This window comes from Desulfovibrio sp., from assembly GCA_016208105.1.
GTDB lineage: Bacteria > Desulfobacterota > Desulfovibrionia > Desulfovibrionales > Desulfovibrionaceae > Fundidesulfovibrio.
In genome coordinates this window covers 130088-145950 of the sequence record JACQYS010000022.1, presented here as the reverse complement: position 1 = coordinate 145950, position 15863 = coordinate 130088, and the positions used below count along the sequence as shown (strand labels likewise).

General features: G+C 62.9%; 14 protein-coding genes and 1 tRNA gene. 12 read left to right on the top strand and 3 right to left on the bottom strand.

What is annotated here, in order from left to right; genetic code table 11:
- Nucleotides 1-15: 15 nt before the first annotated feature.
- The 3 genes from flgG to HY795_13245 are packed head-to-tail and all read right to left on the bottom strand — an operon-like array spanning nt 16 to nt 4039.
- Nucleotides 16-801 (bottom strand): flagellar basal-body rod protein FlgG, encoded by a 786-nt coding sequence (gene flgG / locus HY795_13255; protein ID MBI4806196.1) that lies wholly within the window; start codon nt 799-801, stop codon nt 16-18.
- Nucleotides 802-818: 17 nt separating this feature from the next.
- A complete protein-coding gene (gene flgF / locus HY795_13250) occupies nt 819-1604 on the bottom strand; it encodes a flagellar basal-body rod protein FlgF (GenBank protein ID MBI4806195.1) in 786 nt (261 codons plus the stop codon).
- 53 nt (nt 1605-1657) lie between these two features.
- The gene (locus HY795_13245) at nt 1658-4039 is read right to left on the bottom strand and encodes a glycosyltransferase family 39 protein (GenBank protein ID MBI4806194.1); all 2382 of its coding nucleotides are present in this window, start codon (nt 4037-4039) and stop codon (nt 1658-1660) included.
- A gap of 100 nt (nt 4040-4139) precedes the next feature.
- Here HY795_13245 and HY795_13240 point away from each other — a divergent pair.
- The 12 genes from HY795_13240 to HY795_13185 all read left to right on the top strand — a co-directional run bounded on the left by HY795_13240 (nt 4140) and on the right by HY795_13185 (nt 15853).
- Nucleotides 4140-4215, top strand: a tRNA-Gly gene (locus tag HY795_13240).
- 80 nt (nt 4216-4295) lie between these two features.
- Nucleotides 4296-4838, top strand: a complete 543-nt coding sequence (locus tag HY795_13235) for a ribosome maturation factor RimP (GenBank protein MBI4806193.1) — start codon at nt 4296-4298, stop codon at nt 4836-4838.
- A gap of 30 nt (nt 4839-4868) precedes the next feature.
- Nucleotides 4869-6209: a transcription termination/antitermination protein NusA gene (gene nusA / locus HY795_13230; GenBank protein MBI4806192.1), complete on the top strand. Its 1341-nt coding sequence runs from the start codon at nt 4869-4871 to the stop codon at nt 6207-6209.
- The gene (locus tag HY795_13225; GenBank protein MBI4806191.1) at nt 6187-6435 is read left to right on the top strand and encodes a YlxR family protein; all 249 of its coding nucleotides are present in this window, start codon (nt 6187-6189) and stop codon (nt 6433-6435) included. Before nusA ends, HY795_13225 begins: the two co-directional genes overlap by 23 nt.
- The gene (gene infB, locus HY795_13220) at nt 6422-9328 is read left to right on the top strand and encodes a translation initiation factor IF-2 (GenBank protein ID MBI4806190.1); all 2907 of its coding nucleotides are present in this window, start codon (nt 6422-6424) and stop codon (nt 9326-9328) included. Before HY795_13225 ends, infB begins: the two co-directional genes overlap by 14 nt.
- An 89-nt stretch (nt 9329-9417) precedes the next feature.
- Nucleotides 9418-9705: a DUF503 domain-containing protein gene (locus tag HY795_13215; protein MBI4806189.1), complete on the top strand. Its 288-nt coding sequence runs from the start codon at nt 9418-9420 to the stop codon at nt 9703-9705.
- A 136-nt stretch (nt 9706-9841) separates the two neighbouring features.
- Nucleotides 9842-10183, top strand: coding sequence for a 30S ribosome-binding factor RbfA (gene rbfA / locus HY795_13210; GenBank protein MBI4806188.1), 342 nt, complete (start codon nt 9842-9844; stop codon nt 10181-10183).
- On the top strand, nt 10164-11138 hold the full coding sequence (locus tag HY795_13205; protein MBI4806187.1) for a bifunctional oligoribonuclease/PAP phosphatase NrnA: 975 nt from the start codon (nt 10164-10166) through the stop codon (nt 11136-11138). Before rbfA ends, HY795_13205 begins: the two co-directional genes overlap by 20 nt.
- A gap of 121 nt (nt 11139-11259) precedes the next feature.
- Complete coding sequence (gene truB, locus HY795_13200; GenBank protein MBI4806186.1) at nt 11260-12183, top strand: tRNA pseudouridine(55) synthase TruB; 924 nt, start codon at nt 11260-11262, stop codon at nt 12181-12183.
- 15 nt (nt 12184-12198) lie between these two features.
- On the top strand, nt 12199-12468 hold the full coding sequence (gene rpsO, locus HY795_13195) for a 30S ribosomal protein S15 (protein ID MBI4806185.1): 270 nt from the start codon (nt 12199-12201) through the stop codon (nt 12466-12468).
- 199 nt (nt 12469-12667) lie between these two features.
- Nucleotides 12668-14905 carry a polyribonucleotide nucleotidyltransferase gene (gene pnp / locus HY795_13190; GenBank protein MBI4806184.1) on the top strand — a complete coding sequence of 746 codons (2238 nt, stop codon included), beginning with the start codon at nt 12668-12670 and terminating at the stop codon, nt 14903-14905.
- A 192-nt stretch (nt 14906-15097) separates the two neighbouring features.
- Nucleotides 15098-15853, top strand: coding sequence for an SDR family NAD(P)-dependent oxidoreductase (locus tag HY795_13185; protein MBI4806183.1), 756 nt, complete (start codon nt 15098-15100; stop codon nt 15851-15853).
- The last annotated feature ends 10 nt before the right edge of the window (nt 15854-15863 follow it).

The window sequence follows — 15863 nt, the reverse complement described above, 5'->3', positions numbered from 1 at the left end:
TTTCAACTCCTGGCGTTACCGTTTGAGGTTCGCGGCGGTTTGAAGCATGGCGTCCGAGGTGGCGATGGTCTTGGAGTTGGCCTCGTAGGCCCTCTGGCCCACGATGAGCCCCACCATTTCATCGACCATGGAGACGTTGGACATCTCCAGAAAGCCCTGGACCAGCGTACCGGCGTTCTGGTCGCCGGGAGTGAGTTCCTGGGCCGCGCCGGAAGCATCCGTGGTTTTGTACACGTTGCGCCCCTGGGCGGTGAGGCCGGCCGGGTTGATGAACGTGTAGAGCGGAATGGTGGTTGTGGCCAAAACGTTGCCGCTGGAATCCGTGGCGTTTATCACCCCGCGTTCCGTCACCACGACGTTGGTGGCCTGGGACGGTATGGTGAAGGTCGGTTGCAGTGTGTACCCGTTGGCATTGACCACGGTGCCGTCCTGATTGAGCTTGAAGGCCCCGGCCCGGGTGTACACGTCGTTGCCCGCCGGATCCTGGAGACGGAAGAACCCCTGGCCGGAGATGGCCAGATCCAGCTGGTTTCCGGTGTTCTGGAAATCGCCCTGCTGGAAGAACTTGTGCACCGTGGTGGGCTTCACGCCCATGCCCACCTGGATGCCGGTGGGCAGGCGCGAGCCGCCTTCGTTCTGGGTGCCGGCCACGTTCAAGGTCTGGTACATCAGGTCCTCGAACTCGGCCCGGCTCTTCTTGAAGCCCAGGGTGTTCACGTTGGCCAAGTTGTTGGACATCGTGTCTATCTGAAGCTGCATGGCCACCATGCCGGTGGTTGCCGAATAGAGCGAACGCATCATACGGAGTATCCTCCTTCCTAACGGGTTTCGCCGACCTTGGTGGTGGCGTCCCTGTCCATATCCTGGGTACTGGTGATGATTTTGGTGTATGCCTCGAAGGAGCGGTGGGCTTCGATCATTCCCACCATCTCCGTCACCACTTGCACGTTGGGTTTTTCTATGTAGCCCTGGTTGAGAGAGGTTCTGGTGCCGTCAACCGGACGGGTGACGGCCTGGGCGCCGTTCAAGCCGGTGAAGAAGCTCTGGCCCACCTTTGAAAGCGTTTTGGGGTCGGCCACGTCCACCACGTCGATGGTGCCCACGATCTGGCTGTCCACAACCACCTGGCCGTCCGGGGTGATGGACACCACCTGGCCGTCCGGAATGGTGACGTTGCCCGACTGGCCGAGCACCGGGTAGCCCTGGTTGGTGACCAGAAGCCCCTGGTTGTTGCGGTAGAATTGACCGTTTCTGGTCAGGAACTGGCCTTCCGGGGTCTGGATTCGAAAGAACCCTGGCCCGCTGATGGCCACGTCGAAGGTGTTGCCCGTGTTCTCCAGGCTGCCCTGGGTCATGTCCACGGTCTGTTCAGCCAGGCGGGGCTTGGCCACCACAATGGGCCTGGGCAAAAGCTGCTTCTGTTGCAGGTCGTTTCGCGCATCCGGGTTGTAGTCGGTGGCCATGCGCTGGAACACGTCCTGGAACGAGACCTTGTCGGCCTTGTACCCGGCTGTGTTCGCGTTCGCCAAATTATTGGCTATGAGATTAAGACGCGTTTCGTTGCTTAACGCCCCGAACAGCGCGCTGATTGAGCTTTGTTGCATGGCGGACACCTCCTCGCCCAGCAAATGAGCAGGAAGCGTGCCAAGCGGAAGAACTACTTCGGAAGCACCTGGGGCGGAGGCGGAGGACCGGAATGGTCCTGGGACTCAAGGGAAAGATCAAAGAACATCACGCTCAACTGGCGGGGATCATCCGGGGCGAAGGTCGAGGAGGCATCCTTGTGGTTCCAGGTCGCAGGGCGGAACTCCAGGAGGCCGGGGCCGGACTTGGGGGCAAGCTCCATCACTTCCGCCACCTCCTGCCCAGGCTCCAGATTCTGGTACAGGGCGAGGCGCTGGCCGTCCCGCAGCACTTCGACGCCTTGTCCGGCCACGCGGCTCACGAACCGGTAGCTCAACACCAGGGGTTTCTCCTCTTCCTGGTCAAAGGCCAGCGCGGTGACCTCGCCCAGGCCCCAGCGCATGAAGACGTCTCCCGGCAGCACCTCCAGCGAGCCCAGACCGGACTCCCTCAAGGGTACAGTCCGGCTGCCGAAGCTTGCTCCGTCCTGTTCCGAAAAGAGCATCAGCCTGTTCAAACGGACCTGCGTCCGCGCTCCCCACTCGGAAGTCGCCACCTTTTCCCCGGCCACCAGGACCGCCCGAAGCCACAAATGCTCGAACGGCTCTTCCCGGTTGAAGCGAATCAGGCGGCAGGTGCCCTTGCTTTGCCTCTTCTCTTCCAGGGCCGTGGTCCAGGAGCTCTGGTCGAACTTGTATTCGATCCGTATGAGATTCCCGGGAGCCTCCAGTTCGAAATCCGCCAGGAGGTCAAACCGCATGGGAGAGTGCTCGCCGGCTCTGGTTATCCTGTAGACCACTTCGCCGGGCTGGCCAGAGGAGGAGGGAAACAGCGAGCATCCGAAATAGGGCAAAAGGCCAAGGTCGGTAAGCGACCACGCCCTGGAATACACGTCCGTGGGGCGCGCGGTCAGGTCGGCGAAGACGTGCTTGCCGTCGAACACCATGTCCGGATTTCTGGCAATCGCGGTTTGATAGAGGTTCATGTTGTCACGGTGGGCCACCACCGCTGATTGTCCGAAAAGCGTCCTGAACTCTGATTCATTCTTGAAAGCATGGCCGAAATGCTCATGGTTGGTAACGAAGACAGCCATGACCGTCTGGGCTTCGGGCTTAAGCCGCTGGCTGGCCGGCACACCCGGTCCCTGGCGCGAGGCGTACCAGTTGACGGATTCGAACAGGGCCGGGTCGTGGAAAGCGATCATGTCCGCCGGGGTGAAAAACTGCCGCAACATCTGGGCTATATCCTTATAGAAGCCCATGTGCCACCAGGCGGCCACCACTCCCTTTGCCTCGTAATAGTCCTTGGATTTGAGGCTGACGAAGGTTCCGGACAGGCACAGGCACAGCACCAGCGCAAACCAAGGACGGCAAAGCGCCCTGGGCGCGAGCCCCTCCAATCCCGCCCCCGCCAGCAAGACCGCCACAGGCAGAAGAAAGCTCAGATGAACGGCATACATGTGGCTGGCGTACTGGGCCAGCACCAGGGCGACCGGGGGAAGCACGAAGAGTGCGATGAGTGCAGAACCCGAGGCTCGCCTGAAGAGAAGCGAAAGCGTTCCAGCGAGCATGAGCCCAGCCATTGCCGCCCAGGCGTACGGGACGTCTGCGCCGAAGGAGAGCACGCCCTGAAGCGAGGAAAGCACTTTTTCCAACGCCGGGACAATTCCCTTGCCTGCCTCGATGGAGGCTTCATGCCTGTTGAACTTGGCTTCCCAAAAAAAATACGCCGAAGGCAGAGCGCACAGCACGGCCCCGCAACCATACCCCACCACGGAGCCCAGGGAGGGAACACCCCGGAAAAGCGCTGCAACGGCAGCCACCACCCACTGCGTCCCCAAAGCCAACAGCCCCACATAGTGGCTTAACACCATGGGAAGGCAGGCCAGCAGGTTGCGCCTGGCCTGGCGGGAATCGCCCTCCTCCAGATATCTGAGCAGGTAGCCCGCTGCCAGGATGAAGCAGAGCGCTATCAGGGCGTAGGGACGGACCTGGCGGGAAATCCATATGTGCAGGGGGTGCGCGGCCAGCATCCCAAGGGCGGCCAGGGCGGCGAAGCGGCTTTCCAGGTGGCGCTCCCCCGCCCTCCAGACGAAATAGAGCGTCGCCGTTCCGAAGACGGCCGAAGGGAGCCTGAGCCAAAAGTCCGATGAACCAAGATGAAAGAGAAGCTTATAGAGGAAGTAGAAGTACGGGGGATGAACTTCGACATTTTGAGACAGGCTGAATATGTAGGCAGGTTCCTTGGACGCATTGAGCGCCACGAGCATTTCATCGGCCCACATGGAAGGCTCGCCCAGGTTGTAAAACCGCAAGGCCGCCCCCAGAGCCACCATGAGAAACGCGGCCAGACAGAAATCCCCGGTATCTCTCTGGGAAGAGGTGTTTCGTTCCAGGAGCATGATTTGCTTGCGCATCCAGCCAAGCTACCAAAGGCTGAGGCCTGGGCGCAAGCCCGGAAAACACGCAAAACACTTGACACGGCCCCGGATACGCATAATATGACGTACTTTGCGAGCGGGTGTAGCTCAGTTGGTAGAGTACAAGCTTCCCAAGCTTGGTGTCGCGAGTTCGAATCTCGTCGCCCGCTCCAAAAAATCCTCATGACGCTGAGGCCAATGCTTCGGTGATTACAGGGGTGGGCCAATCGGTTCGGTCCACTTTTTTTTTGGTATGACCCAGGACAACGTAAAAGTGCTCTCCAGGATTAAGGAATTGGTCTCTCCCTACGTGGAAGGCCTCGGCCTTTTTCTATGGGGAATGGAGATCGCCAGCGGAGCGGGCCGCCCCGTTGTGCGAATATTCATAGACGGTCCGGACGGCGTGGATGTCGAGCACTGTGCCAGCGTGAGCCGGCAACTCAGCTTGGCCCTGGACATGGAAGATGTCATCCATGGAGCCTTCCAGCTGGAAGTCTCCTCGCCCGGCCTTGACCGGAAATTTTTCGAGCTTTCCCAGCTCGCCCCCTACGTGGGCCAGGAGCTGGACGTCACTCTGGCCGACCCCCTGGACGGCCGGAAGCGTTTCAAGGGGACCTTCGCGTCCCTGGACGGCGAGACACTTTCGCTCGTATGCGAAGGAGTTCCCGTCAGTTTTCCGTGGAACCATGTGGCCAAGGCCAAGCTTGTCTACGTGTTTGAGACGCCCGAGGAGGCCAAGGCCAAGACCAAGGGCAAAAAGACCATCAAGGCAGATAAAGACGCCTCCCGCGCTTAAAGCGCGCAAGGCTCTATCCGGAGGACCCTCATGGGCATGGAGCTTCGCAAGGCTATTGACCAAATCAGCAAAGACCGCGGCATCGACCGCGATTTGCTCATCGACACCCTAGAGGAGGCCGTGCGCTCCTCGGTCGCCCGCAAGTTCGGCGAGCACATGGACATCGAGGTCAGCTACAACGACGAAGCCGGCGAGATCGAAGTCTTCCAGTTCAAGATCGTGGTGGACGAAGTTGAGGACCCGCTGTCCGAAATCACCCTGGAAGATGCTCAAAAGGTCGACCCCAACGTGCAGATGGACGACGAGCTGGGATTCAAGCTCAAGGTCGAGGATCTTGGGCGCATCGCCGCCCAGTCCGCCAAGCAGGTGATCATCCAGCGCATGCGCGACGCTGAGCAGGAAATCATCTACGAGGAATACAAGGACCGCAAGGGCGAGATCGTTTCCGGCATCGTGCAGCGGCGCGACCGTGGCGGCTGGATAATAAACCTCGGGCGCACCGAGGCCATGCTCCCCAAAGAGGAGCAGATCCCGCGCGAGCGCTACAAGCGCGGCGACCGCGTCCAGGCCTACATCATCGAGGTTCTGCCCAGCGGGCGCGGACCCCAGATCATCATTTCCCGCACCCACCCGGACTACATGGCCGCCCTGTTCAAGCGCGAGGTGCCCGAGGTGTCCGACCAGACGGTGCGCATCCTGGGCGTGGCCCGCGACCCGGGCTCCCGGGCCAAGGTGGCCGTGTCCTCCAAGGACCGCGACGTGGATCCGGTGGGCGCGTGCGTCGGCGTTCGCGGCTCGCGCATCCAGAACATCGTGCAGGAACTGCACGGCGAGCGCATCGACATCGTGGTCTGGCATCCGGAAATCGCCACTTACGCGGCCAACGCCCTCTCGCCCGCGCGCATCACCCGCATCATGGTGGACGAGGACGAGAAGACCCTGGAAGTGGTGGTGCCCGACGACCAGCTCACCCTGGCCATCGGCCGCAAGGGCCAGAACGTCAAGCTGGCGGCCAAGCTTCTCGGCTGGAAGATCGATATCTTCACTGATTCCCGCTACTCGGAGCTCAATGCCGCCCGCGCGGGCATGGACCAGCTGGCCAGCGTGGCCGAAATGAACATGGAGAACTTCCTGTCCGCCGGGTTCGACACCGTGGCCATGCTGGCCGAGGCGTCCGACGAAGAGCTGGACCGCATCGAAGGCATGACTCCCACGAAACGAGAGCACCTGCGTTCCGCCATCCGGCTGCTGCTGCCCGCCAAGCCCGTTGAGGAAGAGTCCGATTCGACCTCCGAGGGCGAGGATGGCGCGGCCGCCCAGGCGACCGAGGATGAGGCTTCGGCCCCGGATGACGGGAAAGCCGGAGAATAACGACTTCAAGGGGCCGGTGCGCAGCTGCATAGTCTGTCGCAAACGGTTTCCCAAACATGAATTGACCCGCCACGTGTGGCGGGGGGAATGGACGCCTGACAAGGCGTTTGACCTGCCCGGAAGGGGCTACTATTGTTGCGCGGGGGAGGCCTGTATGGCCAAATTCCCAAAACGCGCCGCCGCCGTGAGGAAAGGCAAGGGGGAAGGCAGACGTGACGAAGCTTAGAGTCCGAGACCTCGCTAAGGAGCTGAGGGTCAGCAACAAGGACATCTACCAGGCGCTGAGAGAGCTGGACATTCGTGTGTCCAGCGACATGGCCACACTGGAGGACGACCAGGTCGCACTGGTGCGCTCCAAAATGAAGACTGGCCTCGCCAAGTCCGAAGTTGTGCAGAGCCAGTCCCAGCCGGGAGTGGTTGTCCGCCGCCGCCGCGCAAGCGCGCCCCATGCAGAGCAGGAGCCTCAGGCCGAAGCCCCGCAGCCTCCTTCCACCTCCACCCCCGAGGTTGAGGAAGAGGCCTCTCCGGCTTTGGAGCAGGCCCCCCAGGCCAAGCCCCGCCGGCGCGCCATCCAAACGCCTCCGGCCAGAATCATTTCCCAGCCCGAGCCCGAAGCCGAAGCGGAGGCCCTGCCCGAAGCCGAAGACCTTCCCGTGGTCCACGAGCACGAGTTTGCTCCTGCCGAGCAGGCCGGGCACGAGGAAGAATCATCCGCCGAGCACGCCGCGCCCGAGGAACCTATCGCGGACGAGCCTGTCCACGAGGCTCACGTCCACGAAGACGAATCACTCGCCGCGTCTGACGATGCCCAGGCTCCGGTTGATGCCGAAGCCCCGGCCCCCGCTGAAGGCGCGGAACCGGAGAAGAAGGTCAAGAAGCCCAAGCGCGAGGTTCCCATCGGGCCGCAGGTGCGCATCATTTCCATGCCCGACCCCCGCACCGCCGAACCGCCCCGCCCTGTGCAGCAGCGTCCGGCCAGCCCCGGCGGACCGCGCCCGGCTGGTCCCGGCGGACCGCGCCCCGGCGGACCCGGCGGACAGCGTCCAGGCGGACCCGGCGGACCGCGCCCGGCTGGTCCCGGCGGCCCACGCCCCGGCGGACCCGGTGGCTTTGATCGCCCCCAGCCTGCCCCTGTTCCGGAGTCGGACGACCGCAAGCGCCGCAAGGACAAGCGTGTGGTTGAATTCGGCGGCCAGGCTCCCGCGGACGACGGCGACCGCGGCCGCGGCGGCGCCAAGAGGCGCATGGGCGACATTCAGGACCGCACCGGACGCGGTGGCAAGCACCCCAAGAAGAAGAAGGGCGGCGATCAGGTTGCCCAGATCATGGCGGCCCAGGCCCAGTCCCAGCCCCAGAAGGCCATCAAGCGCAAAATCCGCATGGAGGACGCCATCCGCGTCTCCGAGATGGCCCGTCAGATGGGACTCAAGGCCCAGGATCTGATGAAGGTTCTCTTGTCCATGGGCATGATGGCCACCATCAACCAGTCCCTGGATTACGAAACCGCAGTGCTCGTGGCCGCTGAGTTCGGCTACGAGGTGGAGAAGGTCGGCTTTGACGAAGAGCAGTTCATCGACGTCGAAGCAGCGGACTCTCCGGAATCTTTGAAGCCCAGGCCGCCCGTGGTCACCATCATGGGCCACGTCGACCATGGCAAGACGTCGCTTTTGGACGCCATCCGTTCCACCAACGTGGTCATGGGCGAGGCTGGCGGCATCACCCAGCACATCGGCGCCTACCACGTCACCACCCCGCGCGGAAACGTGGTCTTCCTGGACACTCCGGGCCACGAAGCCTTCACCGCCATGCGCGCCCGCGGCTCCAAGGTGACGGACATCGTGGTCCTGGTTGTGGCCGCAGACGACGGCGTCATGGACCAGACCCGCGAAGCCATCAACCACTCCAAAGCAGCCGGCGTGCCCATGGTTGTGGCTGTCAACAAGATCGACAAGCCGGGAGCCGAACCCGACCGCGTGAAACGCGAACTGGCCGATCTCGGGCTCGTGCCCGAGGAATGGGGCGGAGAGACCATCTTCGCCAACGTATCCGCCAAGCAGCGCGTCGGCCTGGATGAACTCCTGGAGATGATCCTTTTGCAGGCCGAGGTGCTCGATCTCAAGTCCAACCCGGACAAGCGCGCCAAGGGCCACATCATCGAGGCCAAGCTGGACAAGGGCCGTGGCCCGGTGGCCACCGTGCTCATCGAGGAAGGCACCCTGAACCAGGGCGACGCCTTCGTGTGCGGCCTGTTCTCGGGGCGTGTGCGGGCCTTGTTCGACGACCAGGGCCGAAAGATCAAGGAAGCCGGACCGGCCATGCCCGTCGAGGTGCAGGGTTTCGAAGGCGTTCCGGAAGCGGGCGAGACATTCAGCTGCGTCGAGGACGAGAAGGTCGCCCGCCGCATCGCGATGACGCGCCTGACCAAACAGCGCGAGCGCGATCTTGGCAAGGCCACCAAGCTCACCCTGGAGACCTTCCTGGCTTCGCGCGGCGAGGCCGAGGCCCAGGAACTCAAGCTGGTGCTCAAGGCCGACGTGCAGGGTTCCCAGGAGGCCATTGCCGAAGCCTTGAACAAGCTCTCCGGCGAGAAGGTCAAGATACGCATGATCCACGCCGGCGCCGGCGCCATCACGGAATCCGACGTCCTCTTAGCCGCCGCCTCCGGGGCCATCGTCATCGGCTTCAACGTCCGCCCGTCCGTGAAGGTCAAGGAAACCGCCGAACGCGAGAACGTGGACTTAAGGTTCTACGACATCATCTACAAGCTGGTGGACGAGATCAAGGCGGCCATGTCCGGCATGCTCGCCCCTGTCTTCAAGGAGCAGTACCTGGGCCAGGCCGAGGTGCGCCAGACCTTCAGCGTGCCCAAGATCGGCCTGGTGGCCGGTTGCGGCGTCCTGGACGGCAAGATCACCCGCAACGCCCAGATCCGCTTGCTGCGCGACGGCGTGGTTGTCTATACCGGCAAGCTCGCCAGCCTCAAGCGTTTCAAGGACGACGTCAAGGAAGTCACAAAGGGCTACGAGTGCGGCATGGGCCTGGAGCACTTCAACGACGTGAAGGTCGGCGACGTGATCGAGGCCTTCGAGACCGTGGAAGAACAGGACACCCTGGACTAATACAGCTTGGCCTCCGGGGTTTCCGCAATGCGCGGGAGCCCCGGGGGCCTTAATTTTTTGCTGCGCACCCCCGCGCCCGGGTGACCCTCATGATCATCGGCGTGCTCACCCTGGAATTTCGCCTGCACGGAAACGACTCCCTCAAGGGCAAGCGCTCCGTGGCCCAGCGGTTAAAAGCCAAGCTGCGCAACAAGTTCAACGTGGCCGTGAGCGAGATAGCCAGCCACGACAGCCACGACACCCTGGTTCTCGCCGCCGTGACGGTGAGCCCGGACGGCAAGCACGCCCAGGGGCTTTTGCAAAAAGCCTTGAACATGGTGGTTGCCGCCGACGAAGCGGAACTTATATATGACGACATTGAGCTCATCGGGCAGTGACACACCCGCTCGAAACCTCGACTCAGTCGCCTGTTACATATATACATATTAAATTGGGATTCCAAAGGGCTTAAGCCCTTTGGCCGCCGGAGGCCTCTCCCAACCAGACCTCCAGCGCCATGAGACAGGACATACAATGACGACCAAAGAAGGCCCTTCCCGCCGCTCCATCCGCATGGCCGACCAAATCATGCGCGAACTGGCCCTCATGCTCTCCGAAGAGATTCAGGACCCGCGCCTGGAGCTGGTGACCATAAGCGGCGTGCGCCTTAACGCCGACATCTCCGTGGCCACGGTGCTTTTCACCATGCAGGGCGACGCAGAACGCATCAAGGCCGTCAAGGATGCCCTGTACAAGGCCAAGGGGTTCCTTCGCTCCAACCTGGGGCGCAGGGTCAAGATGAAGTTCGTGCCCGACCTTCGCTTCGAACACGACGACTTTTTGGAAACCATGGTCTATGGGCACCCGCATGCATGACCTTTTAAAGGCCATCAAGGCCGGGTCGCGCTTCCTGGTGACCTCCCACGCCAGTCCGGACGGCGACGCCATCGGGGCCATGGCAGCCATGGGGCATCTGCTCACGGCCCTGGGCAAACAGGCCGTTCTCTACAATATTTCCGGCCTTCCCGCCCATTTCTCCTGGCTTCAGCTGCCCTCGCCCATTCTCACGGAACTGCCCGCGGACGGTTTCGACTGGATCATCGCTCTCGATTGCGGAGACGAACGACGGGGAGGAAAGATCCTTCAGGACGCCATGTCGGCCCATCCCACCATGGTCATCGACCATCATATCGGCAACCCCAAATGGGGAGCCCACAACTGGGTGGAGATGGACCGGTCCTCCACGGCGGAGATGGTGGGCGTCATGGCCCTGGAAGCCGGTTTCGAGCTCGATGGTCCTTTGGGCGAAGCCGTGTACCTGGGCATGGTGACCGACACCGGAAACTTCGCCTTCGACAACACCAGCCCCAGATGCATGGAACTGGCCGCGCGCATAATCCGTCAGGGTCTCGACACGGCCAAGATAAATGAGCTCATCCAGAACCAGTGGTCATTGGCCCGGTTCAGGCTCTGGTCGGAAATTCTCGGTTCGCTGGCGCTCTATTTTGATGGACAGCTGGGTGTGATTCGCATAACGAGCGAGCAGCTTTCCCGGCTTGGGGCCACAAGTGCCGACTGCGAGGGGCTTACGAACTTCGTCCTGCGTATCAAGGGCTGCAAGATGGCCCAGTCGCTACGCGAGGATGGAGCCGGGGCACTCAAGCTTTCCTTGCGCTCGGTCTCAGAGGTGAACATCCAGCCCGTGGCTGCCGCTTTTGGCGGAGGCGGGCACAGGTGCGCGGCCGGAGCCAACATTCAGGGATCGTTTGACGAGGTTGAACCCAGGCTCATCGAAGCCTTGGGCAAGGTGCTCGAGGAAAGCGGCGCGTGACGGCGCCCTGTTTGGCCGCTTCTTTGCAGTGTGTTCGAATTGACGAGTATTGCGCGCGAGCCGGGACTTAAGGTATTTTGTGACTCAGACGATTTCTGATCCGGCGTCCCGCCCGCCCCAGATGCACGGGGTGCTGGTGCTCGACAAGCCCAAAGGCCCCACCTCGGCGCGCTGCCTGGAGATCGTCAAGCGCCAGCTCGGGCAGAAGAAGATCGGCCACGCCGGAACCCTGGACCCCATGGCCACCGGGGTGCTGGTGGTGCTTCTGGGCGAGGGGACCAAGATCGCCTCGTACGTGACCGAAGGCCAAAAGATTTACACGGGCCGCCTGCGCCTGGGCCAGAACACCGACACCTTCGACGCCGAAGGCACGGTGACGGCCGAGGCCCCGTGGGAGCACCTGGCTCCCGAGGCGGTTCGCGAGGCGGTTCTCTCCTGGACGGATATGACCACCCAGGAGATACCGCCCTACTCGGCGGTGAAGGTGAACGGCCAACCTCTTTACAAGAAGGCCCGCAAGGGCGAAGAGGTGCCGGTCATCGTCAAGCCGGTAACGGTTTTTGAAGCGGAAGTGACCTCAATGGACCTTCCGCATGTGAATTTCCGGGTGAAAGTGAGCCCCGGCGCCTACGTTCGCTCCCTGGTCCACAGCCTGGGGACGCGACTTGGGTGCGGAGCCCACCTGACCGAACTCACCCGGGAGTGCAGCCATCCCTTCGAGCTTCGCCAGGCCGTCTCCTTGGACGCGCTTCTGGAAAAGCCCGAACGGCTGGCCGAACGGGTTGTTCCGCTCGCGAGCGCCCTGCCCCACCTGCCGAAGCTGGTTCTGAACCAGGCCCAGGCCAAAATGGTGAAGGATGGCAAGATGCTCGCGGTTTCGGACCTTCCCGGCCCTCATTCGCGGGTATTGCTCGCGGACGAGGCTGGCTGGCCCGTGGCCCTGGCCGAACCCCAGGACCGGGATGGCACATGGCGCTGGGCGATTCTTCGCGGCCTGAACCCCGCCGGGGAAACGCCCACGGCAATTGTGCCCCAACAAGACTAAACGGAGGGTACCGCTGTGGTAATGACAGCTGATGACAAGCTGAAAGTCATCGAGGACTACAAGACGCACGAGGGAGACACTGGTTCCCCCGAGGTGCAGGTGGCGCTTTTGACCAATCGCATCACCTATCTGACTGAACACTTCAAAGCCCACGCCAAGGATTTCCATTCCCGCACGGGCCTGTTGAAACTTGTCGGCCAGCGCCGCAAGCTGCTCAACTACTTGAAGAACAAGGACGTCAGCCGCTATCGCGCGCTGATTTCGCGGCTCGGCATCCGCAAGTAACATGCCCTTCCGGCCGGTTCGGATTGTCCGGACCGGCCGGTTTTGTTAGGTAAGCCGCGCTTAACGCGCGAAGCTGGCCGACTGGCCGACCCCGAACGTTATCCGCGCGCCAGCGCCCGGGAGCAGAAGTTCCCGGCCCCTTGCGCGCTCATCACGTTCCGGGAAGGCCCCCCGTAAACACAAACAAAGAGGTTATTTCATGGGTCTTCTCGACAAAGCAGTCCGGATCGAACGCACGGTCGGACAGAATGCAATCATTATGGAAACCGGACGTCTGGCCAATCAGGCCGACGGAGCGGTCTGGATACAGAGCGGCGGCACCGTGGTGCTGGTCACCGTGTGCTCGCAGGCCCTGGAATTCGACAAGGGCTTCTTTCCCCTCACTGTCGAATACCGGGAGATGTCCTACGCGGCCGGCCGCATTCCCGGCTCCTACTTCCGCCGCGAAATCGGCCGCCCCTCCGAGCGCGAAGTGCTCACCTGCCGTTTGATCGACCGCCCCCACCGTCCGCTGTTTCCCAAGGGATACCGCGACGAGGTGCAGATCATCGCCACCGTGCTCTCCTCGGACGGCTACAATGATCCCGACATCCTGGCCATGACCGGTGCCTCAGCGGCCCTCCACATCTCCAGCGTCCCCTTCATGGGCCCCATCGCCGGCGCCCGCATCGGCTACATCGACGGGCAGTTCGTGCTGAACCCTCCCATCACCGCCTTGAAGGACGAATCCTCCCTCAACCTGACCTTCGCCGCCACGCGCGACGCCGTGGTCATGGTCGAAGGCGGGGGCAACTTCATTTCCGAGGACCTTCTCGCCGACGCCCTGGACTGGGGCCACAAGCAGGTCCAGCCCCTTTTCGAGCTGCAGGACGAACTGCGCGAGAAGGCCGGCAAGCCAAAGAGCGTCTTCACCCCGCCGGTGGAGAACGCCGAGCTGAAAGAGCTGGTGCAGGCCACCGTGGAGGCTGAGATCAAGGGCGCCCTGTGCATCGTGGAAAAGATGGCCCGCCGCGACGCCCGCAAGGCTTTGAAGGTCAAGGCCGTGGAAGCCGCCAAGGCCACCTTCCCCGACGACGCCACCGTCCCGGCCAAGGCCGCCGAGATCTTCGAAGCCCTGGAAAAAAAGACCATGCGCGCCTACATCCGGGAAACCGGCACGCGCATCGACACCCGCGACACCAAGACCGTGCGCCCCATCGACATCCAGGTGGCAGTGCTGCCGCGCACCCACGGCTCCTGCCTGTTCGCCCGCGGCGAGACCAAGGCCCTGTGCGTGGCCACCCTGGGCTCCACCGGCGACGAGCAGCGCATCGAGACCCTGGCCGGCGAGACGTCCAAGCGCTTCATGCTCCACTACAACTTCCCCCCCTACTGCGTGGGCGAAGTAAAGCCCGTGCGCGGCCCATCACGGCGCGACATCGGCCACGGCGCCCTGGCCGAACGCTCCATCCTGCCTGTTCTGCCCGAGCCCGGTGAATTCCCCTTCACCCTGCGCGTGGTGTCCGAGGTGATGGAGTCCAACGGTTCGTCCTCCATGGCTTCGGTCTGCGGCGCCTCCCTGGCCCTGATGGACGCTGGCGCGCCCATCAAGGCTCCGGTGGCCGGCATCGCCATGGGCCTCATCAAGGAAGGCGATGACTATCTGGTTCTCACCGACATCCTGGGTGACGAAGACGCCATGGGCGACATGGACTTCAAGGTTGCCGGCAGCGCCGAGGGCATCACCGGCATCCAGATGGACATCAAGATCACTGGCATCCCTCAGGAGGTCATGCGCCGCGCCCTGCACCAGGCCCGCGACGCCCGCCTTGGCATCCTGGACAAGATGAACTCCACCCTGGCCGCGCCGCGCACCGAATTGTCGCCGTACGCGCCACAGCTCACCGTGGTGGAGATAAACCCCGAGAAGATCCGCGAAGTGATCGGACCCGGAGGCAAGACCATCAAGGCCATCACCGCCTCCACGGGCGCTTCCATCGACATCGACGACTCCGGCAAGATCTCCATCTTCGCCCCCACCCAGGAGGCCATGGAGCGCGCCAAGGAGATGGTCCTCTTCTACGACCAGAAGGCGGACCTGGGCCGCAACTACCAGGGCAAGGTCAAGAAGATCATCGACTGCGGCGCGGTGGTGGAAATCCTGCCCGGACTGGAAGGCCTGGTCCACGTTTCCCAGCTGGATATTAACCGCGTGGAGAACGTGGGCGACGTGGTGGCCATGGGGCAGGACCTGGAAGTGAAGGTCATCGCGGTGGAGCCCAACGGACGCATCCGGCTTTCGCGCAAGGCCGTGCTCCTTGAGGAACAGGGCGAGACCATCGACCTGAACGACTTCGCGGCCCCCTCCCGCCCGCGCGGCGACCGTCCCGGCGGCGACCGCCGCGGCGGCAGCTGCGATCGCGGTGGACGCGGCGGCGATCGAGGCGGACGCAGGTAGAGCGAATCGACAACAAGGGGGCTTCGGCCCCCTTTTTTATTGGCGCAAGGGTGGCATTCTTGCCCCCCCTCATGTACATCGTTTCTGTTTAACAGCTTTGCCAGACGGCATGCCCCTGATGGATGATGGCCTTGCGAGGGCCAATCCCGCGGCAAACGTACTCAGCCTTACAGCCACATCGGAGAAGCGAACATGCTGCTCAAGGACAAGACCCTGATCGTAACCGGCGCGTCCATGGGACTCGGCCGCGCCTTGGCGGAAGCCTTGGCAGTTCTGGGGGCCAAGCTGGTTATAAACGCGCGCGGTCCGGAAGCCTTGGACGAGGCATGGCATGCCTGCGACATGGTCGGGGCCAGGGTGGTGTCGGTAGCAGGAGACGCATCCAAGGCCTCCACCGTGAAGTCGCTCATGGAGGCCGCGCATTCCCTCGGAGACTTCACGGGGTTCATACACTGCGCCGGAATGCTCAGGCCAGGCCCCTTGCTTTGGGAAATGGAGGAGCACGGCTTCGACGAGGTCTTCTCCTCCAACGTCAAGGCCGCCTGGCAGCTGACGAGGCACTGCGTTCCAGCTTTGCGCTCTGCGGGAAGGGGTTTGGCGGTGTTCATCGGCTCCAAAGCGGCTTCGGTGGCCCAGCCAGGCATTTCCCTGTACTGCTCGGCCAAGGCCGCCGAGGAGCACCTGTGCAGGCAGCTGGCCGCGGAAGCTCCCTGGCTCACCACGTTCGTCTACCGCCCGGGGATTGTGGACACCCGCATGCAGGAGCAGGCCCGCAACGCCGTGGGCGGAGGCGGAGAGGCCCTCAGGAACCTTTTCCGTCCCTGGAAGGAACGAGGCGAACTGATAAGGCCAGAGACTTCAGCCATGGGACTGATGCGCCTGCTCGCAGGCGAGTGGGACGGGCTTTCGGGAAAAACGTTCGACATCCGCGACAGCATAGCGCTCTAGGATTCCAGAC